The sequence below is a fragment of the Enterobacter sp. KB-280D8 genome, assembly GCF_041399405.1.
Lineage (GTDB): Bacteria > Pseudomonadota > Gammaproteobacteria > Enterobacterales > Enterobacteriaceae > Enterobacter > Enterobacter cloacae_N.
Map to the genome: position 1 here is coordinate 957,707 of NZ_JBGKEC010000001.1, position 25,313 is coordinate 983,019.

Sequence of the window (25,313 nt, forward strand, 5' to 3'; positions counted from 1 at the left end):
ATTCCTGACAACGAATACATACACAATATATGCAACAATGCATCGCTTCGTTTATAAGGGTAAATATTCGCCAATTTTCAGTATCCTGAAAGGATTATTAACTGACGCTACATTATCCAGCACGTCAGTTAATTCTTTTATCGGGTCATCCAGCGCTTCATCTGCCAGTTCAACCCCCCCCCAGTGCACAGGGAACGCCAGAGGGCAACCTAGCTGCTGCCACAGCGCAACGGCAGACTGGGGATCCATATGGTGTACGGCCATAAACCATCGTGGGGCATAGGCACCAACGGGCAATGCTGCCACATCAATCTGCCCCAGACGTTCCGGTATCAACAGCAGCTCAGGCGAATAGCCGGTATCGCCGCTAAACCAGAACCGGTGATGTCGCCCTTCAAAGACCCAGCCGCACCATAATGAGCGATTGCGGTTCCAGAGCGTGCGCATACTCCAGTGCTGCGCCGGTACGGCTGACAATGTTATCCCCTGCCAGGTAAAACTCTGCCACCAGTCGAGCTCAACCACCTGTTTTGCACCCCGGCGACGAAACCAGCCGCCCAGACCTAAAGGAACAAATATACTGACGTCGGGAAAGCGTTTGAGAATGTGGCGAATTGTGAGTTCATCAAGATGATCGTAATGATTATGCGAGATGACGACTGCGTCAAGTTGGTGCAGTTGATCGACAGACAGTGCCGGAGGCGTTTTACGCTGCGGCCCTAAGAAAGGGAGCGGAGAAGCGCGCCGTGAAAAAACGGGATCGGTAAGAAGGATATTGCCGTCCAGCTGCAGCAGTATGCTCGCATGTCCGAGCCACCACGCCCCATCCCCTTGTGGTTGCTGAAGATTGGCCGGTTGCCACCACTGCCGGATAAAGTCATCGTAACCGAGGGCGGGCGGCTTCGGCAGGCCGGCTTCTTTACGTTCTTTGCGCCAGCGGTCAAGGTCGCCGGGCTGGTGTCCTGCAGAAGTCGTATTACGAAAACCGTTTGGGGTGTGATGTTTCAGGGAGGGGTCATACCAGGGATTTTTCCAGACCACAGCCACCTCCCGGAATGATACGATTAGCGCTCAGCAACCAGGCGGATAAAATCGTCTTGGTCGTTGTTCTCTTCAGCGACCGCCTCTTTTGGCACGTCTTTCTCTTCCGGCTCGTTAGCCTCGCACAGACGACGCAACAGCGCATTCTGTCGCTTTTGCTGCTCAAGCAGCGCTTCCAGCAGTTCGATCTGCTCATTAGTACGTGAACTGGCACGGTTTACGAAAAACCAAATGACCAGCCCCACCAGCAGAACAACCAAAGAGATCGTCAGGGATGCCATATTTAGCAGCCCTGAATTCAGTAACTCACCCATTTCACCACCTCAATAAAAGCGTCTATTTTACCACTGGCGCGAAGGAAGGAAATCACCTGAAGAAAAAATGCGTGCTACCACGGAATAAACTTATTGATTGCGCAAACGCCGCTAAAAAACTGTACATCCTGATCGCACATCACGTTGATAGTCTGCGTCCATAACACCACGCACGCTATCAGCACGATAATCAGAATCACCCAGCGTATTTTTTTCACTCCACACTCCGTTTAAAGACCTGATGCAACCAGGTTATCACGGTTATCTTAAACAAGGACTAACTGTAGCGCCATCAGGCTCTTTTCAGAATCCTGCACTTGTTTCATTACGTAAACCGTTTAGTCTGGCATTATGATAACAATGAAAAAGAGGTAATAATGCGCTTAATTATTCGAACAATTGTTGCACTGGCGATACTCTGGATAGGCCTTCTGTTAACGGGTTATGGCGTGCTGGTGGGAAGCACCGAAAATGCAGCAGGGCTGGGCATACAATGTAAATATTTAACAGCACAGGGAGTCAGCACCGCGCAGTATCTCCATTCGGACAGCGGGATCGTTGGTTTAACCAACTGCCCGGTACTGCGTAAGACTTCCGTCGTGATTGATAATGGCTGATCCACAGCGTGAATGCCGAATAAAAAAACGCCGCAAAGATGCGGCGTTTTTTATGCTAACCAGGCTTAAAACGGATAGTCGTGGTAACCCATCTGTTCTGAAATCTTGCGCGCGGCGGTATGCAGAATAGCCACATACTCGTGCAGGCGCTCTTCCGAGAAGCGCAGCGTTGGGAAAGAGATGCTCAACCCCGCAATCACGACGCCAAAGCGGTCAAACACCGGAACGCCAATACAGCGCAGCCCTTCTTCCTGCTCTTCGTTATCCTCGCCATACCCTTGTTCACGCACCTTGTCGAGCACCGTTAATAACTCTTCGGTGCTGGTTATGGTGCGTTCAGTGCTGCGTTTGTACTCCACGCCATCGAGGATCTGTTTTACCTCTTCACGATCGCGCCACGCCAGCAGAACCTTACCAATTGCTGTGCTGTAAAGCGGGTTGCGACGACCAATGCGCGAATACATACGCAGGTTATACATGGAGTCGATTTTATGGATGTAAACAATACTGTCTTCATCCAGCGCACCCAGGTGGATAGTCTCTTTGGTCAGGCGGGAAATCTCACGCATCTGAATATCCGCGCTACGGATCAGATCCACGTTTTGTAATGCCCTGGCACCCAGTTCAAACAGTTTCAGCGTCAGAGAGTATTTTTCAGACTCCCCTTCCTGTGCAACGTAACCCAGTGATTTCATGGTTTGCAAAAAGCGATAAACGGTGCTTTTCGACATCATCACGCGCTGTGACAACTCTGTGATACCAATTTCACGCTCTTCCCCGAGCGCCTGTAAGATGCCAAACACCTTCAGCACGGAAGAAACAGAATCTGGCTGTTTATCCAAATCCGCAATTGCCATTTACCACCTCATAGAGAGTGTTTTATAAAAATCAGAACCGGTTTTTATTATAAATTCCCGTCATGTTACCTGCAATCAATCCGCGTTTACTTCGTTACAAATCTGCGACATAAAACGGTGTTGACGATGCTAAAATAGTTACCCTGAGAATAATTTCACTCTGAGCTATTTACCCCCGATGGAAAAGAACCTTTCCGATGGCCTGCCTTTGCCCCAGCGGTATGGCGCTATCGCTACGATAATTATTGGTATCTCAATGGCCGTCCTTGACGGCGCGATTGCGAACGTTGCCCTTCCCACCATTGCCACCGATCTGCATGCTTCCCCGGCCAGTTCGATATGGATTGTTAACGCCTATCAGATTGCGATTGTGGTTTCCCTGCTCTCCTTCTCTTTTCTGGGCGATATGTTCGGCTACCGTCGGGTATATCAGTGCGGGCTGGTGGTATTTACTTTCACATCACTGCTGTGCGCCCTTTCGGACTCTCTGCATACGCTGACGCTGGCGCGCATCGCGCAAGGGTTTGGCGGCGCGGCGCTGATGAGCGTCAATACGGCGCTAATCCGCCTAATCTATCCGCAGCGTCATCTGGGGCGCGGCATGGGGATAAACTCGTTTATTGTCGCGGTCTCATCTGCCGCCGGGCCAACCATTGCGGCCGCCATACTTTCTGTCGCCTCCTGGCAATGGCTGTTCGCCATAAACGTGCCGCTGGGTATCGTAGCCATCTTCTTTGCCCTGCGTTATCTCCCCGCTAACGGCCCGAAAAGCACCATGCCGCGCTTTGACGTGGCAAGCGCAGTGATGAATGCGCTCACCTTTGGTCTGCTGATTACCGCCCTGAGCGGCTTTGCGCAGGGTCAATCTCTGCTGCTTACCGCCGCGGAGCTTGTTACCCTGCTGGTGACGGGCTTCTTCTTTATTCGCCGCCAGCTTGCCCTGCCGGTACCTTTACTGCCGGTCGATCTGCTGCGTATCCCACTCTTTTCGCTCTCTATCTGCACCTCCGTCTGCTCGTTCTGCGCCCAGATGCTGGCTCTGGTTTCTCTGCCCTTCTTCCTGCAAAGCGTGATAGGACGTTCCGAAGTGGAGACCGGGCTGCTGTTAACCCCCTGGCCGCTGGCGACGATGGTGATGGCACCGCTTGCCGGTTATTTAATAGAACGTGTACATGCCGGTTTGTTGGGTGCGGTGGGGCTGGCAGTGATGGCAACCGGTCTTTTTGCACTGGCGCTGCTTCCGTCATCGCCAGGCGATCTGGACATCATCTGGCGCATGGTCCTGTGCGGTGCCGGGTTTGGCCTGTTCCAGTCCCCCAACAACCACACCATTATTACCGCGGCGCCGCGACATCGCAGCGGAGGTGCCAGCGGCATGCTGGGGACCGCGCGTCTGCTGGGACAAAGCACCGGTGCGGCACTGGTTGCCCTGATGTTTAACCTTGCCGGGCAAAACGGTAATCACGTTGCGCTTCTCACCGCAGGCGCCCTTGCCACCCTGGCAGCCATCGTCAGCGGTCTGCGCGTGACCCAACCCGGCATTCAGGCATAAAAAAAGCCGGGCGGAGTCTTCTCCTGCCCGGCTTATTTACGCTCTTAGCGTTACTTCAGGTATTCCCCACTGCGCAGCGCTTCAATACGTTTATCCAGCGGCGGGTGAGACATAAACAGCTCGCTCAGCGACTTTGATTTGCCGTTGATGCAGAAGGCCATCATGCTGTTCGCTTCCTGCGGCTCGTAGCTGGTTTTCAGACGCTGCAGGGCTGCAATCATCTTCTCACGCCCCACCAGCTTCGCAGAGCCAGCATCCGCATGGAACTCACGGTGACGAGAGAACCACATGGTGATAATGCTCGCCAGGATACCGAACACCAGTTCCAGCACCATGGATACGGCGAAGTAGATCAGCGGGTTACCGTTGCTCTCCTCACCTTCATCGCGGTTGCCGCCCATGAAGCCAGCCGCAATCTGCGCCAGGATACGGGAGATAAAGATAACGAAGGTGTTCACCACGCCCTGAATCAGCGTCATGGTTACCATGTCACCGTTGGCAATATGGCTGATTTCATGCGCGATAACCGCTTCGGCTTCGTCACGGCTCATGTTCTGCAACAATCCGGTGCTCACGGCAACCAGTGACGCATCACGACGGGCACCCGTGGCAAACGCGTTAATATCCGGGGCATGGTAAATAGCAACCTGCGGCATCGCAATGCCTGCCTGCTTAGACTGCTGTGCCACCGTATTCATCAGCCACTGTTCCATATCGTTACGCGGCTGTTCAATCACCTCACCGCCTACGGATTTCAGCGCCATCCATTTTGACATCAGCAGGGAAATGAAAGAGCCACCAAAACCAAACAGCAGCGCCATAATCAACAGACCCTGAACGCTGCTCGACTGAATTCCTGTCAGGCTTAGCACGAGCCCGAAAACCACCATCACCGCCAGGTTGGTGAGCAGGAAGAGCGCGATTCGCATCATAATTTTCTTTTAACCTCAGTTTAACAAAACGCACTATGCGATTACCCACATCGTATGGGTATTACGGCTATTTTCAAGCATCCGGTAGGCGTAAGTCACCAGAAAGACACAACTTTACACAATTGGAAATCAGCCTGACGGAAGGATGCAGAACAAAAAGAAACAGGCACAATTTCTTGTGCCTGTTGGGAGATTATTTTGCCGGAGCGGGCTGTACGGCAGGCTTCTCTTTTTCCAGATTCGCCAGGTCGAGCGCGATATGCACCGTCTCGTCCAGGTACGGATCCGGCTCCTGGTAATCTTTTGGCAGATCGTCCAGTTTCTTGAGCAGAGGTTTACCTTCTCGCTTGAAGCGATCGTTGATACGCGCCAGACGCGTTGCATCGTCCTCGTTGTTCTCTTTTTCACGCTGAGCGTAGTTCAGAGAAACAATATTCCGCTTATCTTTCAGGGCATTGAAACGCGCAATGTCCTTCATGATGTACTGGAATTCCGGATCTTTCGCGATGCGGTCATTATGCGCTTTCAGCAGCTCAGGACCAAACTGCGTCATATCACCGGCTTTAACGAACGTCGCAGCGTTGATGCTGTCCCACGGCAACGCGTTATCTTCAAACTTCTCGCCGGTTTCGGTCTCTTCCGTGCCGGTCGGCATCATGATATCCGGCGTTACGCCTTTACGCTGCGTACTGCCGCCGTTAACGCGGTAGAACTTCTGAATGGTGTACTGAACGGAGCCCAGCGCAGGCCATTCCGGACGCAGCATCTGATCGTAAATACGGTTCAGCGAGCGATACTGCTGAACGGTACCTTTACCGAAGGTGGGTTCACCCACGATCAGCGCGCGGCCATAGTCCTGCATTGCAGCGGCAAAGATTTCAGATGCGGACGCGCTGAAGCGGTCAACCAGGACCACCAGCGGGCCTTTGTAATAGACCACACCGTCGTTATCGGCATCTTCACGAACTTTACCGTTGTTATCACGCACCTGTACCACCGGGCCAGACGGGATAAACAGGCCTGAGAGCGACACCGCTTCAGTCAGCGCACCGCCACCGTTCGTACGCAGGTCGATGATAACGCTGCTCACGTTCTGCTTCTCAAGTTTCTGCAGTTGAACTTTTACATCGTCGGTCAGCCCCACGTAGAAGCCAGGAATATCCAGGACCCCCACCTTCTCTTTACCCACGGTTTTCACCGACATTTTCACCGCGCGGTCTTCCAGACGGATCCGCTCACGGGTCAGGGTCACGATACGGGTTTTGGTGCCTTTACCGGCCGGCAGAATTTCGAGGCGAACTTTGCTCCCTTTCGGACCTTTGATCAGCGCAACCACATCGTCCAAACGCCAGCCAATAACGTCAACCATGCTCTGACCGGTTTGTCCTACGCCCACAATGCGATCGCCTACGCTAATCGCTTTGCTTTTGGATGCCGGGCCGCCTGCAACCATGGAGTTGATCACCGTGTAGTCATCGTCCATCTGCAGCACCGCGCCAATACCTTCCAGAGACAGGCTCATCTCGGTATTGAACTGTTCGGTGTTGCGTGGAGAAAGATAGTTGGTGTGCGGATCGATTTCGTGCGCAAAGGCGGTCATCGCCAGTGAGAAAACATCCTCACTGTTAGTCTGCGCCAGACGACGAATAGCAAATTTGTAACGACGCGTCAGCGTGTCGCGGATCTCTTTCTCATCTTTACCGGTCAGCTTGAGGCTCAGTTCGTCGTATTTGACCTTGCCATCCCACAGCGCGTTCAGCTCGGCTTCGTCTTTCGGCCAGGGTGCTTTGCTGCGATCGAGATTAAAGGTGTCGTTGCCGGTGAAGTCCATCGGACGTTCCAGCACTTTCAGCGCGTACTGATAGCGCTCAAAGCGGCGCTTTTGCGACAGGTTGTAGAGATCGTAGAACAGATCCAGCTTGCCTGACCGCAACTCATCACCCACCTCGGATTTGCGCTTAGCGAACTGCTCGACATCGCTGGCGAGCAAAACGTTATGGCTGTAATCCAGCAAGTTCAGATAGCGGTCAAAGATTTTGGCCGAAAAGGCCTGATCGAGATCGAACTGACGATAGTGCGAGCGGGTAAAGCGAGAGGTTACACGCTCGCTTACCGTCGCGTGCTGCGTCTCTTCCTTGAGTACCGGAATTTGATCAACACGCGTGATATCGTCCACTGCGAAAGCATGGCCTGTTATGGCAAACAGGCCCGCCAGCGCGGTGAGCTTAAAAAAAGTGTTCATGCCAGGCTTGGCCTCCGTTTCAGAACAACAAGTGTTCTGCGCGTACAATCATTGACATACCAGAAGTCAGCTGTACACGAACGCCATCTTTGGTGATTTCCAGTACGGTGGCGTCCATAGCGTTGTTGCCCGCTTTTACCTTCAGAGCCTGACCCACGCTCAGGGCGTTAATGTCAGAAACCGGAGTATGACGCGGCTCTTCACGAGGCGCGCGAGGGGCTTTCGCTGCTGGTTTGTCTGCACGCGGTTTGCGATCGTTATTGTCGTGACGACGCGGCGCTGGGCGTGGTTTACGCTCACGACGAGGCGCTTCTTCCTGGCCGTTTGCCGCTGCGGCTTCGCGTTTTTTCGCTTGCTGTTCTGCACGTTGTGCCTGAACGCGTGCTTTGGCTTCTTCCAGCTGCTTGCGCGCGTGCTCAACATGCTGCTCGTCCAGCTCACCGCAAGGGTTGCCGTCGAGATCCACGCGGGTTGCGCCCGGTTTGATACCGTACAGGTAACGCCAGCTCGAAGTATAAAGACGTAAGGCAGAACGCAGCTGAGTTTTGCTGAGGTTCATTTCCCCTTCAACACGCGCCACCAGATCCTGAAAAATACCGACTTTCAGGGGACGAGCTTCACCTTCCGCGCTGAAGCACTGCGGGAAACGCTCGGCCAGAAATGCGATAACTTCTTTACTGCTATTCAACTTAGGTTGATTTTCCATGAAATTTCCTGATTACAACGGACGTTGCCAACAAGCGCAGGCATGAACAGGCGTCATTATAATGACGCTATCAGTAAATGCTACGTTATCCGTTGATTATCCTGCGACGCTCGCAAAGAATTTTTGATAATCGGTTGCAGCGAGGACGTTTTCCAGATTCGCCGCCAGCTCGCGCAGCCCCTGTTCGTCCTCGCTTGTAAAGCGACTGAAGACCGTACTGTCGATATCCAGAACGCCAATAATCTGATTTTTTACCACCAGCGGCAGAACGATTTCTGAATTACTGGCAGCATCACAGGCAATATGCCCGTCAAACGCATGCACGTCTTCCACGCGCTGAACCTGATTCTCGGCCACCGCGGTACCGCATACGCCGCGCCCTACCGGAATGCGCACGCAGGCCAGTTTGCCCTGAAACGGGCCCAGCACCAGCGTTTCACCTTCCAGGAGATAAAAGCCAGCCCAGTTCACATCGGATAGCCGTTCGAACAGCAATGCGCTAGTATTTGCCAGAGTGGCTAAGAAGCTGGTTTCACCTGACATCAATGCCTTAAAATCGCGGTTCAGATCCGCGTAGAATTCTGTTTTGTTCATTATTCAATCACTTAGTTGTCTTACAAAATTACCGCATAGCCTATTAAAATAAGCAATAAATGCGCTCATGCTCAAGATGAATCCGTTCATGAGTTAATATAACGTTCAACAATACTTATTTGCGCGCAGCTGATGGCCTTAAAAACAACCAAAATTACGCCGACAAAAAAGATAACTGTCCATACGGTAAGCGAAGCTTTGCCTCGTGCACATTATCAGCGTTGCCCCCAGTGCGATACGCTTTTTATGTTGCCGAAGATGAAATCGCACCAAAGCGCCTTTTGTCCCCGCTGCGACGCTAAAATTCGTGACGGCCGCGACTGGTCGTTAACCCGCCTTGCCGCCATGGCCGTCACCATGCTGCTGCTGATGCCCTTCGCCTGGACCGAACCGCTGCTGAAACTCTACCTGCTTGGTGTGCGCATTGACGCCAACGTGCTGCAGGGTATCTGGCAGATGACGAGCCAGGGCGATCCTCTCACCGCTGCCATGGTGCTGTTCTGCGTTGTCGGCGCGCCGCTGGTGCTGGTTGCCGCCATTGCTTACCTGTGGTTTGGCAACATTCTGGGGATGAACCTGCGTCCGGTATTGCTGATGCTGGAAAAGCTCAAAGAGTGGGTCATGCTGGATATCTATCTGGTGGGCGTGGGCGTGGCATCCATCAAGGTGCAGGACTATGCCTTTCTGCAGCCGGGCGTCGGGCTTTTTGCTTTTATCTGCCTGGTATTGCTCAGTATCCTGACGCTAATCCATCTGAACGTTGAGCAGCTTTGGGAGCGTTTTTACCCTCAGCGCCCTGCCACCCGCCCGGATGAGAACCTTCGCGTCTGTCTGGGATGCCATTACACCGGGCTGCCCGACAAGCGTGGACGCTGCCCGCGCTGCCATATACCGTTGAGGCTACGGCGCAACAACAGCCTGCAAAAATGCTGGGCGGCGCTGATTGCCTCACTGGTGTTTCTGATCCCGGCCAATATGCTGCCGATTTCCATTATCTACGTGAACGGTGGCCGTCAGGAAGATACTATCCTCTCCGGTATTATCTCCCTTGCGCACAGCAACGTTGGGGTGGCGGCCATCGTGTTTATTGCCAGTATCCTGGTTCCCTTTACCAAAGTGGTGGTGATGTTTACCCTGCTGGTCAGCATTCACTTTAAGTGTGAACAAGGTTTACGTACCCGTATTCTTCTTCTGCGATTCGTCACCTGGATTGGCCGCTGGTCAATGCTGGATCTGTTTGTGATTTCGCTGATGATGTCGCTGATCAATCGCGACCAGCTTCTTGCTTTTACTATGGGACCCGCGGCTTTTTATTTCGGCTCTGCGGTGATATTGACTATTCTTGCTGTGGAATGGCTGGATAGCCGCTTACTTTGGGATGCACATGAGTCAGGAAACCCCCGCTTCGCCGACTGAAGCGAGAATTAAAACTAAACGCCGCATTTCGCCATTCTGGTTGCTGCCCGTCATCGCGCTGATGATTGCAGGCTGGCTTATCTGGACGAGCTATGAAGATCGCGGCAGTACCGTCACCATTGATTTTCAGACCGCCGACGGCATCGTCGCCGGGCGAACCCCCGTTCGTTTTCAGGGGGTAGAAGTCGGTACGGTTCAGGACATCTCCCTTGGCAAAGGGCTTAACAAGATTCAGGTGCGGGTCAGTATCAAATCTGACATGCAGGATGCTCTTCGCAGCGAAACGCAGTTCTGGCTGGTGACGCCGAAAGCCTCTCTGGCCGGCGTCTCCGGGCTGGATGCGCTGGTTGGCGGTAACTACATTGGTATGATGCCGGGTAAAGGTGAACCGCAGGATCACTTTGTCGCGCTGGATACGCAGCCGAAATACCGCCTCAATAACGGCGATCTGATGATCCATCTTCAGGCACCGGATTTGGGCTCGCTGAACAGCGGCTCGCTGGTTTACTTCCGCAAGATTCCGGTTGGCCGCGTGTATGATTACACCATCAACCCGAACAAACAGGGCGTAACCATTGATGTGCTGATCGAACGTCGGTTCACCAATCTGGTGAAAAAAGGCAGCCGCTTCTGGAATGTCTCCGGCGTGGACGCCGACCTCAGCCTGAGCGGTGCAAAAGTGAAGCTTGAGAGCCTGGCCGCGCTGGTGAATGGTGCCATTGCCTTTGACTCCCCGGAAAATTCAAGCCCTGCCACGGCCGATGACACGTTCGGTTTATACCCGGACCTGGCGCACAGCCAGCGTGGCGTGATCGTTAAGCTTGTTCTGCCTGATGCAAAGGGACTGAAAGCGGGTTCAACGCCGCTGATGTACCAGGGACTGCAGGTCGGCCAGCTCACCAAAATGACGCTTAATCCGGGCGGTTCGGTGACCGGCGAAATGACGGTCGACCCGAGCGTGGTCGATCTCCTGCGCGAGAAAACGCGCATCGAAATGCGCAGTCCGAAGCTCTCCCTGAACGATGCCAGCCTCAGCGCGCTGCTTACCGGAAATACCTTTGAACTGATCCCTGGTGAAGGTGAGCCAAGCAACAGCTTCGTCATTGCCCCGGCGGATAAAGCGCTGCTGCAAAAACCGGGCGTCGTGACGGTTACGCTGAATGCGCCCGAAAGTTACGGCATTGAGGCCGGTCAGCCGCTGATTCTGCACGGCGTACAGGTGGGTCAGGTGCTGGAGCGAACGCTCTCCGAAAATGGCGTGAGCTTCTCGGTTGCTATCGATCCGCAATACAGCAACCTCGTCCATGGCGACAGTAAATTCGTGGTGAACAGCCGCGTCGATGTGAAGGTGGGCCTGGACGGCGTGGAGTTCCTCGGTGCGAGCGCCAGCGAATGGGTTAACGGCGGCATTCGCATTTTGCCGGGCAATAAAGGCCCCGTTCGCGACAGCTACCCGCTCTACGCCAACCTGGACAAAGCGATTGAAAACAGCCTGAGCGATTTGCCAACTACTACCCTGACCTTAAGCGCCGAGACGCTGCCGGACGTTCAGGCGGGCTCCGTGGTGCTCTACCGCAAGTTTGAGGTCGGGGAGGTGATCGCCGTTCGCCCTCGTGCGGACGCGTTTGATATCGAACTGCATATCAAACCCGAATACCGTAAGCTGCTGACGCCAAACAGCGTCTTCTGGGCCGAGGGCGGCGCGAAGGTGCAGCTTAACGGTAACGGGCTGACCGTGCAGGCCTCCCCGCTCTCTCGCGCGCTGCGCGGGGCAATCAGCTTCGATAACCTCAGCGGCGCAGGCGCGAACCTGCGCAAAGGCGATAAGCGAATTCTCTTCCCGTCCGAAACCGCCGCACGTGCCGTGGGTGGGCAGATTACCCTGCATGCGTTCGATGCCGGCAAGCTGGCAGAAGGCATGCCAATTCGCTACCTGGGCATTGATATCGGGCAGATCCAGAAGCTGACGCTGATCACCTCGCGCAACGAGGTGCAGGCAACCGCGGTGCTTTATCCGGAATATGTGCAGACCTTCGCCCGAACGGGTTCACGCTTCTCGGTGGTGACCCCGCAGATTTCAGCCGCAGGCGTTGAGCATCTCGACACCATTCTGCAGCCTTACATCAACGTCGAGCCCGGCCAGGGTAAAGCCCGCCGTGATTTCGAGCTGCAGGAAGCCACCATCACCGACTCACGCTACCTTGGCGGCCTGAGCATTGTGGTCGAAGTACCGGAAGCAGGCTCGCTTGGCATCGGTACGCCGGTACTGTTCCGCGGCATTGAGGTGGGTACGGTAACGGGTCTCACGCTCGGCACGCTCTCCGACCGCGTGATGGTGGCGTTACGCATCAGCGAGCGTTACCAGCACCTGGTCCGTAATAACTCGGTGTTCTGGCTGGCGTCCGGCTATTCGCTGGACTTCGGCCTGACGGGTGGCGTGGTGAAAACCGGTACCTTCAACCAGTTCATCCGCGGCGGTATTGCGTTTGCCACCCCGCCGGGAACGCCGCTGGCGCCGAAAGCGCAGCCGGGTAAACACTTCCTGCTGCTGGAAAGCGAACCGAAAGAGTGGCGCGAATGGGGCACTGCCCTGCCGCGTTAATCTGACAGGCTCCGGTGTCAACGCGCCGGAGCCTTTATGTTACACTGCGCACCTGAACTTTTCCCTGTGGTGTGCTCGTGGCTCAAAACTCCGTATTTCTTCCTGAACAATTCCTGGCGCAGATGCGCGAGGCGCTTCCCTCTCATCTGTCGCTGGACGATTTTATCGCCGCCTGCCAGCGTCCGTTACGTCGGAGCATTCGCGTTAACACGCTGAAAATCAGCGTCGAGGATTTTTTGGCGCTGGTTTCTCCGTACAACTGGCAACTTACGCCGGTTCCGTGGTGTGACGAGGGATTCTGGATCGATCGCGATGACGAAGACGCCGTGCCGCTGGGAAGTACTGCAGAACATCTGAGCGGTCTTTTTTATATTCAGGAAGCAAGCTCAATGCTGCCGGTTGCCGCCCTGTTCGCCGACGGCAACGCGCCTGAACGCGTGATGGATGTCGCCGCCGCGCCCGGCTCGAAAACCACGCAGATTGCCGCGCGCATGGGTAACCGCGGGGCGATTCTCGCCAATGAGTTTTCCGCCAGCCGCGTGAAGGTGTTGCATGCCAATATCAGCCGCTGCGGTATTCACAATGTCGCTTTGACGCATTTCGACGGACGCGTCTTTGGCGCCGCCCTGCCGGAAATGTTTGATGCCATCCTGCTGGACGCCCCCTGCTCAGGAGAAGGGGTGGTGCGTAAAGATCCCGATGCGTTAAAAAACTGGTCGGTGGAGAGCAATCTTGAGATCGCCGCCACGCAGCGCGAGCTGATCGATAGCGCGTTCCACGCCCTGCGCCCCGGCGGCACGCTGGTGTATTCAACGTGTACTTTAAACCGGGATGAAAACGAAGACGTCTGCCTGTGGCTGAAAGCGCAATACCCGGATGCCGTTGAGTTCATGCCGCTTAACGATCTGTTCGCCTCGGCACAGGAGGCGGTCACGCCGGAAGGTTTCCTGCACGTATTCCCTCAGATTTACGACTGCGAAGGGTTCTTCGTGGCCCGCCTGCGTAAAACTCAGGCGGTAGATCCCCTCCCCGCCCCTAAATTCAAGGTCGGCAATTTCCCGTTTGTACCGCTCAAAGGCCGCGATGCCGCGCAGCTTGAAGCCGCTGCCCGCAAGGTTGGGCTGGACTGGGATGAGAGTCAGCGCCTCTGGACGCGAGACAAAGAGATATGGCTGTTCCCGGCGAATATCGAGCCGTTGATTGGCAAAGTGCGTTTTTCCCGTATCGGGATTCGCCTGGCGGAAGTGCACAATAAGGGGTATCGCTGGCAGCACGAGGCGGTCATCGCGCTTGCCGGGCATGCAAATACTTTCGCCCTGACGCACCAGGAAGCTGAAGAGTGGTACCGTGGACGCGACGTTTATCCTGACGGCACGCCTTCCGCTGATGAAGTGGTGGTGACCTATCAGGGATACCCGCTGGGGCTGGCAAAAAAGGTTGGCTCAAGGCTTAAAAATAGCTATCCACGCGAGCTGGTCCGCGATGGCCGTCTGTTTACCGGTAACGATCGCACTGCCTGAAAAAAGCGCATTTTTTTACTGGCGATTTTGCTCTCCTTGTCTACGATCAAAAATGGATGCCCATACTGGTCATACCAGATTTTGACAACCGACCCGGAGAGCACTATGACGAAAACCAGCGTGCGTATTGGCGCTTTTGAGATCGACGACGCAGAGCTGCGCGGCGAAGCACAAGGCGATCGAACGTTAAGTATTCCCTGCAAATCCGACCCGGATTTGTGCATGCAGCTCGATGCATGGGATGCAGACACCAGCGTCCCGGCAATACTTGATGGCGAACACTCTGTTCTTTACCGTGAGCATTACGATAGTAAAACCGATGCCTGGGTCATGCGTCTTGCCTGACCTAAAGAGAACCCGCCCGAAGGCGGGTTATTTATTACTGTAGCTGCGCCAGCGTAAAGTAACCGTCGAATACCGCACCGGTATCAATATAGTGCAGGTTAGAAAAATCATACCGTCTGTCGACGGGCGTATGGCCGAACCAGAAGTGATCCGCGCCGCTAATCCCCTGCCCTTTGCCCACCATAAATCCCATCAGGCGGTCGCGATCCCATAACACGCGCTGGGCGCTTACCGGTTTTTCCCAGCGATATTCCTCCGCCGGATAATCCGCGTGAGCGATAACATTAAGGCCATTTGCGCAGGTTATCTCAATAATATGCGGCAGCTCCCGACAGGCGTTAAGTAACGTTCGCGCCAGCGCCTGCTGCTCATGCTCAAGGCGCGTAAACCACATTCCGCCATTCATCGTCCAGACCGAAAAATCATTATTATCCAGGCTATCTATTGCCATTTGCTCATGGTTACCCCGCACGGCTCGAAACCATTTCTCGTTAATGAGCTGTAATGATTTCACGCTGTCCGGACCGCGATCAATCAGATCGCCAACGGAAATAAGTAAATCCTCATAAGGATTAAAATGACGGCGTTTCAGTTCCTCCATGAGCCTCTGGTAACAACCGTGTATGTCACTGACAACCCAGACGTGACGCCACTCTCCACTTTCGATTCGCTGATACATAAGGCCTCCCTTAAACAGTATAGCCGCGTCAGTAAATGAAAAAGACGGGAGCGGTCCTCACCAAGTCAAACAAACGGTAAACCAAAGAGAAATAAAGATCCTCACGCTATTAATCCCTTTTTATAGGCTCCGTAGAATAAGGGTAGAAAAAAACGAGAGGTCTTCACGTGTCTAATACACAGCTACATAACGATGTGTTCTATCCGCATCGCACGAATATTATTTCCGAGCTGGTGAACGGCAAACGCGTTCCGGGGCCAATCTGGCGGAAGCGCGATTACCGACTGAAGTTCCTTTTACGTTCGCTGCTGTTCTGGTCTTCCACCCACCGTATGCTGGAAGCCCTCTCTGGTCGTGACGATTTCGACAAATTGCTGACAGCGCAAATTACGTTGCCCAGCAAGACCCAGCGGCAGTACCTGATGCGCGGTCTGACGGCAAACGATCGCGCTGACGCTATCGTTAACCACTATTACTGGATTGACAGCCTGAAAGAGAGCAGTCTCGCCCAGGCGCTGACCGGCCCGCTGGAACAACCCATTGCGCACTTCCATGCAAAAGACGGCGTGACCTACACGGTTAATGCGTCCTCAGCCGGCAAAGCCGAGCGTGAAGGTGAGAGCACACTCTGGCTACGCGACAACGAGGATACGCTGCTGGCCAGCCTGACCTTTAGCGTCGCCCGCAGCAATGCTCAGCCCGTTATGGTCATTGGCGGACTTCAGGGACCCCGTCGCTGCGTATCACGGGATGCCATTAAACTGGCAACTCGCGCCTGCCATGGCCTGTTCCCCAAGCGCGTGCTGATGGAAGTTCTTTTCCATCTGGCAGCACAGTCATCTGTCCGGGCCATTTTTGCCGTCAGCGATGAGGGGCACGTTTTCCGGGCGCTGCGCTATCGCCTCAGCAAAGGTCGTCATTTCCACGCCAGCTATGACGAATTCTGGGATTCTCTGGGCGGAAAAAAAATCTCCTCCTTCTGCTGGCAGCTTCCGCTGCAGGTGGAGCGCAAATCCCTCGACGAGATAGCGAGTAAAAAACGCGCTGAATACCGTCGTCGCTTTGAACTGCTTGATGAAATTGAAGCGTCCGTTAAGTCCCATTTCTAATCGCGACAGGCTTTGCCGCTAGCGGCACAGAGAATGCGCTCGGTTTAAAAAAGGAATAATAAAGCAGAGCACTCTTGCATATGCCGAGGGTGCTCAGTTAGCATTGCGCGAAATGAAAATAACGAATGCGCTAGAAAAGCGCAGTGTAGACGCCAATTTAAGGATTTGATGATGATTTACGACTGCTTCTTGTATTACGATGAAGATATGCTTCTTGATATCAGGTTAAATACGCTAGCGGACGTTATTGATCGCTTCGTTATCGTTGAGTCAACGCATACTTTTACCGGTAAAAAGCGACAGCTCCACTTTGACATAAATAAATACAGCCAGTTCAAAGATAAAATTATTTACGTTGTGCATGATGAAACACCCATCATGAAATCTTCTGACGACGTAAATCAGGTTCATGATAGTAACTCGGACCGAAAAGAGAGTCTTGTTGTAGATGCCTGGGCGAATGAAGCCGCGCAGAGAAACGCCATCATGCAGGGACTGAAGCAGGCAAAAGATGATGATTTAATTTTAGTTTCCGATGTGGATGAGATCTTTTCACCTCAGGTTATCGCGTCAATAAACCCTAATAAACTCTGCACTACTCTTTATCAGGATTTTTATAACTATCAGTTTAATCTGCAGGTTTTCAATACCAATGACACACCAAGAAAATGTACATTACCGCGAGCGACAAAATATAAAAACCTGGTGAATTTTTTTGGCGGTGAGCCTGAAACCTTCAGGAACCTTAAACGCGCCAGAACCATCAAAAACTGGTCGTGGTTAAAATGGAACTGGCTAAAGTTAAACAATAGCATCATCGAAAATGGTGGCTGGCATTTTTCATGGGTGATGACTCCTGAGCGCATATCGGAAAAAATGTCCACCATATCCCACACCGAATATGATCTTCCTGAATTTAATAATCCGGAACATATCATGAAGGTCATCAAAAACGCGGAAGATATCTGGGGACGCGACAGAAAATTAGTCAAGCAAGAACTGACAGTTAAAAGCTTCCCTGAGTATATTGTCAACAATCAAGCGCGATTCAGGGAGTTCATCATTTAAGCCAGAACCGCCCGGCCACGAAATTTTAATAAGGAGCTAGCTAAGAGGCTGGCGAAAATGCGAGAGACTGGAGCAAAGCTAAAGATGACCAAGGAAGATTTAAAACGCCACCTGCATGAATGTTTACAAGCTGAAGTGATGAAAAATCAAAAGCCCTTTACCTGGGCCAGAACTGCTCACAAAGCATTCAAATGCCCTGAAAGGCGGTTTAATTTTTGGTGGCGGATTGCTTCTTATCTTTATAAAACTAACATTAGTAAAAATTTTGCACGCAGAATAAATAGAAAATTCACCAGAAAATATGGTTGCGAAATTCAGCTTGGCGCCTCAATCGGTCCGGGGTTAATTATCAGCCATTTTCATGGCGTAGTTATTAATGGTAGCTGCCGTATAGGTTCAAACTTTAAAATCAGACAAAATTCCACAATTGGAATTGGTGGTGGAAAAAGGCCTGACTCCGGAGAGCCAAGTATATTAATTGGAGATAATGTCAGTGTCGGCGCTGGCTCTTGTATTATTGCAAATGCAATAAACATTGGTAGCAACGTTGACATCGGCGCAATGAGCTTTTTAAACAAGGACATTCCAGGCGATTGTGTCGTTTATACTAAAAAAACGAATGAACTCCTTTTCAAAGTTAGCCGGGAGGACGCTTGCATCTGAATGCCCGGCGCCACTTTTGAGAAAACCGACCGCAATGCCAGTGTCCCACCGTTTGCAATCAGGCGTCCGGAGGGACCCACGCACCGAAGATTAGGGTTCAGCGCCTGTTCGGCCATAAGCCAGTAAAATGACTCTAACGTGCCTGGACAGCAGGCAAAAGAATCCATGATGATTTAAAAATTTGCGTGTAAATGAATTGTGAATGTTAAAAACGGTATGGTATAACGAGAAATGCCGGATATGGAGGTTCGGACAATTTCAGGACATTTCGGACGGTTCGCCGTAAGTAGCTGAAACAGAACGCAGATAAAAAGAGACCGAATACGATTCCTGTTTCCGCTATAACCAGCTTTTTTAGTTATAATTCAATCAGTTACATATCAAAAGCCCGTTGAATACGGGTTTCAATACTTACCAATACATCCAATCAAAATCAAACCGTTGCCATCTTTTTCGAGTGGTCGACGAGTGAACTTCGGGATCGCCTCGATCCGAAATCTCCTCAACTTTGCGTAGCTCCTTCCAGTTTCGCAACACGCCGCTTTACCGCCTCGCTTGCTTCCATCATCATGTCCCTGTTTCAAAATCATAAAGTTTCGGTGCGCACCTGTTTTTTCTCCCTACCCTATACTTTCAGTCTGACTGACTGGAGGTTTCTATGTGTGGACGTTTTGCACAAGCCCAAACCCGTGAAGAATATCTGGCATACCTGGCCGACGAAGGCGATCGCGACATTGCATATGACCCGGAGCCTATTGGCCGGTACAACGTGGCGCCAGGTACCAAAGTCCTGTTGCTGAGCGAACGCGACGAGCAGCTGCACCTCGATCCTGTTTTCTGGGGTTACGCTCCCGGGTGGTGGGATAAGCCGCCTCTTATTAACGCGCGCGTCGAGACGGCGGCTACCAGCCGAATGTTTAAACCTCTCTGGCAGCATGGCCGGGCGATCTGTTTTGCGGATGGGTGGTTCGAGTGGAAGAAAGAAGGCGACAGGAAACAACCCTACTTCATTCACCGGGCCGACGGCCAGCCGATATTTATGGCGGCGATCGGCAGTACGCCATTTGAACGTGGCGATGAAGCAGAGGGCTTTCTGATTGTGACGTCTGCAGCTGACAAAGGCCTGGTCGATATTCACGACCGCCGACCGCTGGTTCTGTCTCCAGAAGCGGCCCGGGAATGGATGCGGCAGGATATAGGCGGGAAAGAGGCTGAAGAGATAGCAGCCGACGGTGCTGTGCCAGCCGACAAGTTTATCTGGCACGCCGTGACGCGCGCCGTGGGAAATGTGAAGAACCAGGGGTCGGAGCTAATCGAGGCATCACAATAGTAAGGTCAAAAGAGACCTGTCACTTCCGAAATGAGCGAGAAGCGGACAAAATAGAGATGATTATTCGACAATGTTTACGTCTAGTTCCGGTTGTTTGCAGTCCAGGGCATAACTTCTGCTAGAAAACCAATTTTAATGCTTGCTGAAAGCTGGTTGCTCCGAGACGCAACGCCTATTGTCAACTTGCAGGTGAATTAATAACAGAAGGCCTATCCAATACATGTTATAAGCGAGTTAGTAAACCTCCACACTGGTGGTTTAGAGGCAAGCCATGAAATTACGAATCACAAGAGCAATCGGGCGCAGCAAGTTCTCGCCACGTTGGGTTAAGGTTATCTGTTTACGGTTAACAAAAAATTATATTGAGCGCTCCCTCAATGCTCTTCTGGCCAACATTGATGAATTTGAACTCTCTCCGGAGCAAGTCAAAGCATTGAGGGAACGCGTTGACAGGATTAACCTGGCAAGGAATAAGGGAATACAGGCGTGAGCACTTTTTATTACGTATGTTTCGAGCTAGTGATGTCTGCTTCTGGCACAAAGCGGACCAAGACATCAGGAAAATTTATCGGACTCTAAGCAGATCTGAGTATCTTGTAGTATACCGTGGCGACAGCATTTCTCGCTTCATCTGCCACTGCTGCTGTATGCCCTGCCCGGCAAAGTAGAGTGTACCCTTTCCATCTTTAGCGTTCAGGTGATCGAGAACTTCCATCAACCTTTCGCTGCCGGCCCGCGGCGCGTTCTCATCAAACAGGTTTAGCTGGGCCACACCCTGGCTGAAGAAGTCACCGAGCATAATGCCCGCTTTCTGGTACCGGTGACCATCTTTCCAGATTTTGTCCAGGCACTTTACCGCTGCGTTAATGATATCGCGGGAATCCTGAGTGGGGGTGAGAAGCTTCATTGAAGCGCTGTTGCCGTAATATGGCTCGTTAAGCGCAAAGGGAGAGGTTTTCACGAATGCAGAGATAAAGCGGCAGTACTGATGCTCGCCGCGAAGCTTTTCGGCCCCACGCGCTGCATAGCTGCAGATAGCCTGACGCATCTGCTCATACTCAGTAACGCGTTCGCCGAATGACCGACTACAGACGATTTCCTGCTTTGCTGGCGCGAACTCTTCCAAATCAAGACATGGCTCGCCGCGCAGCTCACGCACTGTTCTTTCCAGCACGACGTTGAAGTGTTTGCGGATAATCCAAGTGCTTTGTTCTGAGAGATCCAGAGCTGTTTTAATGCCCATGGCGTTAAGCTTCTTACTGATGCGCCTGCCTACGCCCCATACATCCTCTACTGGCACCAGGGCAAGGAGTCGGCGCTGGCGATCGATATTGGACAGGTCCACTACCCCGCCCGTCTGCCGCTGCCATTTCTTGGCGGCATGATTTGCCAGCTTAGCGAGTGTTTTTGTCTGCGCAATGCCAACCCCGACCGTCAGATGCGTCCGCTTCAGAACCGTAGCGCGGATCTCTTTTCCAAAGTCAGTCAGGTCCCGGCAGTTGCGAACGCCAGTCAGGTCGCAAAAAGCTTCGTCGATGCTGTAAATTTCAACGCGAGGGCTCATTTCTTCCAGCGTCGTCATTACCCGGTTCGACATGTCGGCATACAACTCATAGTTGCTGCTGAAGCAGACAACGCCAGCGCGCCGGAATAGCTCTTTCTGTTTGAAGAATGGCTCGCCCATCGTTATGCCTACCGCTTTGGCTTCCGCGCTGCGCGCGATTACGCACCCATCATTGTTTGACAGAACGACCACCGGCCGCCCTCTCAGGTCGGGTCTGAACACGGTCTCGCATGATGCGTAGAACGAATTCACATCACAGAGCGCAAACATATTCAGTTCGCCGATTTGACGATGAAAGTCACGACACCGAAAACGTCGAGAGTGTCCTCGCTACCGACAATAATCGGTGAGTAAGCGCTGTTCATGGGATTGAGTTGCACAGTCGGGCGCAGCTGCAGGCGTTTGACAGTGAACTCCCCTTCCACCGCAGCAATAACAATGTCACCGTGCTCAGCAGTCCGGGAACTATCCACCACCAGCAGATCGCCGTCGCTGATTCCGGCCTCAATCATCGAGTCGCCGGCAGCTTTTACGAAATACGTAGAGCTGGGATGGGACACCAGCAACTCATTGAGATCGATACGCTGCTCAACGTAATCAGCAGCCGGGCTGGGGAACCCGCATTGCACCAGATCGCTAAAAAGCGGGATAGCAATAATTTCGCGTAACTCTGCCGGTCTGAAGAACTCCATGATGCATACCTCAAATACTGTTTTTATATACAGTAGTTTTAACTGAGGTACTGATCAAGATGCCCGTTCGTTTCTGTGCGGCTACTTCCTAGCCGCTTCGTTTCTAAGCCTGTAACGCTATTAGCTTTTTGATATTTGTAAATTTCAGCAGGAAGAGTGTCGATTGCTCACTTTGGGTACTACATGAAGGGGTTTTCGTCTGAGGAAACCGGGTAAATGGTATGCGTAACTACACCAACCAGGCGAACATCATCAAGCGCATCGCCTTCGATGGCCTCACCGTCATCAGTGATGAGCGCGTCACCAGCCCAATATGCATGCTGCTGGCGACCACAAAACCAGATGAGCAATGTGTCTTCACGCTTAAACGGGATTCTACTTTCAATGACATCATAGCCTTCAGACGTTTCAACAATGCTCACAGATGAAGGTAGTAAGGGCTCTAATTCCGCAAAGCGCGCGGCGTATAGCTTTGTTGTTCCTGACATGAACACCCCCAAACACTGTATCCATATACAGTATGATTGTTTGGTGATGGTGATCAAGTCGCTTTTGCAAACAGAATGATCAGAATCCTCTTAGCTGTTAAAATCACACGCCTTTTAACAGTTAAGAAAGTTGACGATGATTGCCAACATCCAGTATCTGCGGTTCCTGGCCGCCTTCCTCGTGATTTATGCTCACGCAAACCTTGCCGTTTATGGCATCACCCCACAGATCACAAACCTTGGCGGTGTTGGCGTTGACATATTTTTCATCATCAGTGGTTTTATAATGCCGTACATCATTTACGGCGGCCTCTATAAGGATGGCATGACGCCAAAATTAACGCCGCTGGGTTTCATAAAGCGCCGCATTACTCGCATATGGCCGTTGTACCTTGTGGCAACACTAGTGGTTGTGTTCATATCATGGCTGGTTGATTCTGGTGCCATATCCCAACCTACTGCAGATTTTGCATATATCTTCAACGGCTCACGGCTAGACCTCATGTGGATCATCAAAACGATGACGTTCATGAACTTTGATAAGCCACCAATTCTTGGAATCGGCTGGACTTTGCAGTTTGAATTCCTGTTCTATTTCTTGCTTGCGGGTCTTCTTGCGATTGGCATTAAAAAAGCCAACTCACTCGAGTTTTATTCAGTCTGCGCCCTGGTAATTTTCGGCGCAGGTAACGCCCTGGCTCACGGTGAAAGCAAAGTTCTGGTAACTCTGTCCAGCCAGATGTTTATCGAATTCATCCTCGGTATGTATCTTTACCGCATGTACTCAGCAGGATGCGTCCTGCCGAAGTGGCTGGCGTGGGTCGGAATTGCTTCTTTCTTCCCGCTTTTTGCTTTCGCTAACTCGGGTGTTTTTGCTTATAACGATTATTCCCGACTGCTGACATGGGGCATCCCGGCGTTCGTGATTGTCTGGTCGGCTCTGAGCCTTGAAGGGGTTATTCCTCACAACCGCACTTTCTTGCTGCTGGGCGACTCATCTTACAGCCTGTATCTGTCTCACGGTATCTCAGCGCCGGTATTTCTGTTTATCTGGACGCAACTTGGCCTCGATAAGACAGTGAGCATAGTTCCTTATGTTATCGTCTATTACATCTACTGCCAGGTTATCGCCCTTGCCTGCTATAAGTTTATTGAAAAGCCTGTTAATGGCTGGATAAAGAAAAAAGCATACGGAAAAGCTAAATGAAAAAATTAATTATTGCTTCACTATTGTCTGTGTCATTTTGTGCCGCAGCTGAAATACCAGCTGCACCTGATGACTACACGACGTGCACGGATGTAAAGTGCAGCAACTACATTGTGAATAAGTTTAATATTCACCCTTCTTTCTTTGGTGGGAAATTTGTTTATTCGGATACTATTTACGCATCTGAGGATTTTAAACGCGAAAGACTTCTGTTCAGGCCTACCGGCCCGGTCATGATGTTCAATCAGACTACCGGTGAGCTCTATCATAACGGTACCGATTTCAGGGTATCAGGCGACAAAATAACAATCCCTGATGGCTCTGCTATCCCGGTAGCTAAATCAGGATTTAAAAAGCCGCTGAAAGAAGATAAAAACTTTAACATAAACGTTACGACTGAATACCAGAAATATCAAATTTCGGCGTCTTACAAGAAGGCAGATCGCCTTTACCTGAAAATGAGTGGCGGGGTTACAGACTTACGTAATTACGTTAAAAGTCTGCAGGAAATGAAGGTGACGTATTACGGGGATAGCATTACTTTCGGTGCGAATGCCAGCGACATATACTCAGAACCACACCAGCCACCATATGTCGGACTGGTGTCTGCTTACATGTCTATGATGAAGGGCGGCAAATATCATTACTACAACCCATCGGTGCCAGGATGGACCTCTAATAACGCCTACTACAGCACTGACGGAAGACTCACGAAGCTTGATTCTGATGTTTATATCATTTCTTTCGGTATGAACGATTCGAATGATCTACCGCCAAAAGAATACTTTTTCAGCATCGATGCCCTGATAAAAAATATCAAAAGCAAAAATAAGCATGCGCGAATCGTACTGCTTTCCTCTACCCTTCCGAATCCTGAGTGGGTGCTGCCGAAGAAAGAGTATTTCCCGCTATACAGCGAAGAGTTGAAAAAGTTATCTCTCAAATATAATCATGTGACATTTGTCGATATAACAAACGTCTGGGTTCAGATGCTTCAGCGCAAAAACATTTACGCTATTACAGGTAATGGCGCTAACCACCCTGCCGATTTTGGTCACAGGGTGATCGCAGAAGCGCTGCTCACAGCCTTCCTTGGCGATGACTTCTCTTAAACAATCTTGAGGAAGTTTGAACCATCTTTATAAACGGTGCCCGCTGGGGCACCGGATATCTCTCCAAGAGTTTTGACATTTTTCAGGGCTATCATTCCATCCGTAGATAGCTCAAGGCTTTCCGCCCCACCATTCATCTTTACTTTGAGAGTTCCTGAGGCACTTCCTCCATTTACGCTTGTCCATTCCAGTGTCGCGATCGTCAACGCAGATCCATCATTAGCAGTCCCCTGTAGAAGCAACTTGCCACTATTTCCTGCCCCAGAGCTTGAGATTCGGAGTGCTGCTGACTGACCAGTTGGAAGTACAATATCCACAAGCTCCTTTGGATATTGGCTATGAATGCCAACCTTTGAAAAATCAGTGAGTCCGCCAGCGCCAGGGGAAACCGTAAAGCCGGGAACGACTGAATTGGAAAAGATGGATACGGATTGTGTTGAAGGGTTTACGGCCGGATTGCCATCATTAATGCCATGCCCGATGGCAATGGCGCCGCCGTATGCCTGAATATTCTTCCCGGCAGCAAAAGAACCATCACCAGCTGCTCGCGCTCGGTAACCAAGAGCAATCGCCCCAACGCCATCACTCGCCACTCCGCCAGGGTCAGAAGTAAACCCAGCCCTTGCCTGGGAGAAGTAACCAGCAGAAAAAGCAGCGCGTGAG

25 protein-coding genes are annotated in these 25,313 nt (G+C 51.9%); 13 read left to right on the plus strand and 12 right to left on the minus strand.

Annotation, left to right across the window (positions count from 1 at the left end; translation table 11 throughout):
- Positions 1-51 precede the first annotated feature (51 nt).
- The 3 genes from AB8818_RS04550 to mgrB all read right to left on the minus strand — a co-directional run bounded on the left by AB8818_RS04550 (position 52) and on the right by mgrB (position 1,573).
- On the minus strand, positions 52-1,041 hold the full coding sequence (locus tag AB8818_RS04550; RefSeq protein ID WP_316387188.1) for an MBL fold metallo-hydrolase: 990 nt from the start codon (positions 1,039-1,041) through the stop codon (positions 52-54).
- A gap of 23 nt (positions 1,042-1,064) precedes the next feature.
- Positions 1,065-1,355 (minus strand): YebO family protein, encoded by a 291-nt coding sequence (locus AB8818_RS04555; RefSeq protein WP_163329882.1) that lies wholly within the window; start codon positions 1,353-1,355, stop codon positions 1,065-1,067.
- A gap of 74 nt (positions 1,356-1,429) precedes the next feature.
- Entirely contained in the window at positions 1,430-1,573 is a 144-nt protein-coding gene (gene mgrB / locus AB8818_RS04560; RefSeq protein WP_006175995.1) for a PhoP/PhoQ regulator MgrB, read from the minus strand.
- Positions 1,574-1,732: 159 nt separating this feature from the next.
- On the opposite strand from mgrB, the gene AB8818_RS04565 reads away from it, so the two are divergent.
- Positions 1,733-1,972 (plus strand): YobH family protein, encoded by a 240-nt coding sequence (locus AB8818_RS04565; RefSeq protein WP_163329881.1) that lies wholly within the window; start codon positions 1,733-1,735, stop codon positions 1,970-1,972.
- A 65-nt stretch (positions 1,973-2,037) separates the two neighbouring features.
- On the opposite strand, the gene kdgR is transcribed toward AB8818_RS04565, so the two are convergent.
- On the minus strand, positions 2,038-2,829 hold the full coding sequence (gene kdgR, locus AB8818_RS04570; RefSeq protein WP_116339246.1) for a DNA-binding transcriptional regulator KdgR: 792 nt from the start codon (positions 2,827-2,829) through the stop codon (positions 2,038-2,040).
- A 178-nt stretch (positions 2,830-3,007) separates the two neighbouring features.
- Between kdgR and AB8818_RS04575 the strand changes: the two genes are divergently transcribed.
- Entirely contained in the window at positions 3,008-4,381 is a 1,374-nt protein-coding gene (locus AB8818_RS04575) for an MFS transporter (RefSeq protein WP_192984530.1), read from the plus strand.
- Positions 4,382-4,431: 50 nt separating this feature from the next.
- On the opposite strand, the gene htpX is transcribed toward AB8818_RS04575, so the two are convergent.
- The 4 genes from htpX to AB8818_RS04595 form a co-directional block, all read right to left on the minus strand.
- Positions 4,432-5,313: a protease HtpX gene (htpX, locus tag AB8818_RS04580; protein WP_010432647.1), complete on the minus strand. Its 882-nt coding sequence runs from the start codon at positions 5,311-5,313 to the stop codon at positions 4,432-4,434.
- A 193-nt stretch (positions 5,314-5,506) separates the two neighbouring features.
- Positions 5,507-7,555: a carboxy terminal-processing peptidase gene (gene prc, locus AB8818_RS04585; RefSeq protein ID WP_116339242.1), complete on the minus strand. Its 2,049-nt coding sequence runs from the start codon at positions 7,553-7,555 to the stop codon at positions 5,507-5,509.
- A 19-nt stretch (positions 7,556-7,574) separates the two neighbouring features.
- Complete coding sequence (gene proQ / locus AB8818_RS04590; protein ID WP_014884292.1) at positions 7,575-8,261, minus strand: RNA chaperone ProQ; 687 nt, start codon at positions 8,259-8,261, stop codon at positions 7,575-7,577.
- A gap of 96 nt (positions 8,262-8,357) precedes the next feature.
- The gene (locus AB8818_RS04595) at positions 8,358-8,855 is read right to left on the minus strand and encodes a GAF domain-containing protein (RefSeq protein WP_192984532.1); all 498 of its coding nucleotides are present in this window, start codon (positions 8,853-8,855) and stop codon (positions 8,358-8,360) included.
- A 132-nt stretch (positions 8,856-8,987) separates the two neighbouring features.
- On the opposite strand from AB8818_RS04595, the gene yebS reads away from it, so the two are divergent.
- The 4 genes from yebS to AB8818_RS04615 all read left to right on the plus strand — a co-directional run bounded on the left by yebS (position 8,988) and on the right by AB8818_RS04615 (position 14,738).
- On the plus strand, positions 8,988-10,271 hold the full coding sequence (yebS, locus tag AB8818_RS04600; RefSeq protein ID WP_163329878.1) for a membrane integrity lipid transport subunit YebS: 1,284 nt from the start codon (positions 8,988-8,990) through the stop codon (positions 10,269-10,271).
- Positions 10,240-12,873 (plus strand): PqiB family protein, encoded by a 2,634-nt coding sequence (locus tag AB8818_RS04605; protein ID WP_163329877.1) that lies wholly within the window; start codon positions 10,240-10,242, stop codon positions 12,871-12,873. Before yebS ends, AB8818_RS04605 begins: the two co-directional genes overlap by 32 nt.
- 77 nt (positions 12,874-12,950) lie before the next feature.
- Positions 12,951-14,393: a 16S rRNA (cytosine(1407)-C(5))-methyltransferase RsmF gene (gene rsmF, locus AB8818_RS04610; protein WP_192984534.1), complete on the plus strand. Its 1,443-nt coding sequence runs from the start codon at positions 12,951-12,953 to the stop codon at positions 14,391-14,393.
- A gap of 105 nt (positions 14,394-14,498) precedes the next feature.
- Positions 14,499-14,738 carry a YebV family protein gene (locus tag AB8818_RS04615; RefSeq protein ID WP_008500472.1) on the plus strand — a complete coding sequence of 80 codons (240 nt, stop codon included), beginning with the start codon at positions 14,499-14,501 and terminating at the stop codon, positions 14,736-14,738.
- Between the two features lie 34 nt (positions 14,739-14,772).
- On the opposite strand, the gene pphA is transcribed toward AB8818_RS04615, so the two are convergent.
- Entirely contained in the window at positions 14,773-15,417 is a 645-nt protein-coding gene (gene pphA, locus AB8818_RS04620) for a protein-serine/threonine phosphatase (protein WP_116339230.1), read from the minus strand.
- Between the two features lie 167 nt (positions 15,418-15,584).
- Here pphA and AB8818_RS04625 point away from each other — a divergent pair, with 167 nt between their 5' ends.
- The 5 genes from AB8818_RS04625 to AB8818_RS04645 all read left to right on the plus strand — a co-directional run bounded on the left by AB8818_RS04625 (position 15,585) and on the right by AB8818_RS04645 (position 20,077).
- Entirely contained in the window at positions 15,585-16,526 is a 942-nt protein-coding gene (locus AB8818_RS04625; RefSeq protein ID WP_192984537.1) for a VirK/YbjX family protein, read from the plus strand.
- Positions 16,527-16,697: 171 nt separating this feature from the next.
- Positions 16,698-17,594, plus strand: coding sequence for a benzoate transporter (locus tag AB8818_RS04630; RefSeq protein WP_226857682.1), 897 nt, complete (start codon positions 16,698-16,700; stop codon positions 17,592-17,594).
- Between the two features lie 84 nt (positions 17,595-17,678).
- Positions 17,679-18,257, plus strand: coding sequence for a serine acetyltransferase (locus tag AB8818_RS04635; protein WP_192984539.1), 579 nt, complete (start codon positions 17,679-17,681; stop codon positions 18,255-18,257).
- A 658-nt stretch (positions 18,258-18,915) separates the two neighbouring features.
- Positions 18,916-19,587 (plus strand): SOS response-associated peptidase, encoded by a 672-nt coding sequence (locus AB8818_RS04640; RefSeq protein WP_047364838.1) that lies wholly within the window; start codon positions 18,916-18,918, stop codon positions 19,585-19,587.
- A 271-nt stretch (positions 19,588-19,858) separates the two neighbouring features.
- Complete coding sequence (locus AB8818_RS04645) at positions 19,859-20,077, plus strand: hypothetical protein (protein WP_371199784.1); 219 nt, start codon at positions 19,859-19,861, stop codon at positions 20,075-20,077.
- Between the two features lie 75 nt (positions 20,078-20,152).
- Here AB8818_RS04645 and AB8818_RS04650 read toward each other — a convergent pair whose 3' ends face one another.
- From AB8818_RS04650 to AB8818_RS04660, 3 genes are all read right to left on the minus strand, one after another.
- Entirely contained in the window at positions 20,153-21,421 is a 1,269-nt protein-coding gene (locus tag AB8818_RS04650) for a Y-family DNA polymerase (RefSeq protein ID WP_047364836.1), read from the minus strand.
- Between the two features lie 2 nt (positions 21,422-21,423).
- Positions 21,424-21,843 carry a translesion error-prone DNA polymerase V autoproteolytic subunit gene (locus tag AB8818_RS04655; protein ID WP_047364834.1) on the minus strand — a complete coding sequence of 140 codons (420 nt, stop codon included), beginning with the start codon at positions 21,841-21,843 and terminating at the stop codon, positions 21,424-21,426.
- Positions 21,844-22,022: 179 nt separating this feature from the next.
- The gene (locus tag AB8818_RS04660) at positions 22,023-22,331 is read right to left on the minus strand and encodes a hypothetical protein (RefSeq protein WP_131701749.1); all 309 of its coding nucleotides are present in this window, start codon (positions 22,329-22,331) and stop codon (positions 22,023-22,025) included.
- 136 nt (positions 22,332-22,467) lie between these two features.
- Here AB8818_RS04660 and AB8818_RS04665 point away from each other — a divergent pair, with 136 nt between their 5' ends.
- Both AB8818_RS04665 and AB8818_RS04670 read left to right on the plus strand, forming a co-directional pair.
- Complete coding sequence (locus AB8818_RS04665) at positions 22,468-23,538, plus strand: acyltransferase (protein WP_047364830.1); 1,071 nt, start codon at positions 22,468-22,470, stop codon at positions 23,536-23,538.
- A complete protein-coding gene (locus AB8818_RS04670; protein WP_047364828.1) occupies positions 23,535-24,650 on the plus strand; it encodes an SGNH/GDSL hydrolase family protein in 1,116 nt (371 codons plus the stop codon). Before AB8818_RS04665 ends, AB8818_RS04670 begins: the two co-directional genes overlap by 4 nt.
- Positions 24,651-25,313: the final 663 nt, after the last annotated feature.

Excerpts from the sequence above, each read along its gene's own strand:
- prc (WP_116339242.1), bottom strand. The coding sequence starts at position 7,555 with ATGAACACTTTTTTTAAGCTCACCGCGCTGGCGGGCCTGTTTGCCATA.
- AB8818_RS04635 (WP_192984539.1), top strand. The coding sequence starts at position 17,679 with ATGACCAAGGAAGATTTAAAACGCCACCTGCATGAATGTTTACAAGCT.
- AB8818_RS04595 (WP_192984532.1), bottom strand. The coding sequence starts at position 8,855 with ATGAACAAAACAGAATTCTACGCGGATCTGAACCGCGATTTTAAGGCA.
- proQ (WP_014884292.1), bottom strand. The coding sequence starts at position 8,261 with ATGGAAAATCAACCTAAGTTGAATAGCAGTAAAGAAGTTATCGCATTT.
- AB8818_RS04655 (WP_047364834.1), bottom strand. The coding sequence starts at position 21,843 with ATGGAGTTCTTCAGACCGGCAGAGTTACGCGAAATTATTGCTATCCCG.
- AB8818_RS04645 (WP_371199784.1), top strand. The coding sequence starts at position 19,859 with ATGAAATTACGAATCACAAGAGCAATCGGGCGCAGCAAGTTCTCGCCA.
- AB8818_RS04575 (WP_192984530.1), top strand. The coding sequence starts at position 3,008 with ATGGAAAAGAACCTTTCCGATGGCCTGCCTTTGCCCCAGCGGTATGGC.
- AB8818_RS04670 (WP_047364828.1), top strand. The coding sequence starts at position 23,535 with ATGAAAAAATTAATTATTGCTTCACTATTGTCTGTGTCATTTTGTGCC.
- AB8818_RS04565 (WP_163329881.1), top strand. The coding sequence starts at position 1,733 with ATGCGCTTAATTATTCGAACAATTGTTGCACTGGCGATACTCTGGATA.
- AB8818_RS04615 (WP_008500472.1), top strand. The coding sequence starts at position 14,499 with ATGACGAAAACCAGCGTGCGTATTGGCGCTTTTGAGATCGACGACGCA.
- AB8818_RS04665 (WP_047364830.1), top strand. The coding sequence starts at position 22,468 with ATGATTGCCAACATCCAGTATCTGCGGTTCCTGGCCGCCTTCCTCGTG.
- AB8818_RS04630 (WP_226857682.1), top strand. The coding sequence starts at position 16,698 with ATGATTTACGACTGCTTCTTGTATTACGATGAAGATATGCTTCTTGAT.
- AB8818_RS04650 (WP_047364836.1), bottom strand. The coding sequence starts at position 21,421 with ATGTTTGCGCTCTGTGATGTGAATTCGTTCTACGCATCATGCGAGACC.
- AB8818_RS04660 (WP_131701749.1), bottom strand. The coding sequence starts at position 22,331 with ATGTCAGGAACAACAAAGCTATACGCCGCGCGCTTTGCGGAATTAGAG.
- AB8818_RS04605 (WP_163329877.1), top strand. The coding sequence starts at position 10,240 with ATGAGTCAGGAAACCCCCGCTTCGCCGACTGAAGCGAGAATTAAAACT.
- pphA (WP_116339230.1), bottom strand. The coding sequence starts at position 15,417 with ATGTATCAGCGAATCGAAAGTGGAGAGTGGCGTCACGTCTGGGTTGTC.
- AB8818_RS04555 (WP_163329882.1), bottom strand. The coding sequence starts at position 1,355 with ATGGGTGAGTTACTGAATTCAGGGCTGCTAAATATGGCATCCCTGACG.
- yebS (WP_163329878.1), top strand. The coding sequence starts at position 8,988 with ATGGCCTTAAAAACAACCAAAATTACGCCGACAAAAAAGATAACTGTC.
- kdgR (WP_116339246.1), bottom strand. The coding sequence starts at position 2,829 with ATGGCAATTGCGGATTTGGATAAACAGCCAGATTCTGTTTCTTCCGTG.
- htpX (WP_010432647.1), bottom strand. The coding sequence starts at position 5,313 with ATGATGCGAATCGCGCTCTTCCTGCTCACCAACCTGGCGGTGATGGTG.
- AB8818_RS04640 (WP_047364838.1), top strand. The coding sequence starts at position 18,916 with ATGTGTGGACGTTTTGCACAAGCCCAAACCCGTGAAGAATATCTGGCA.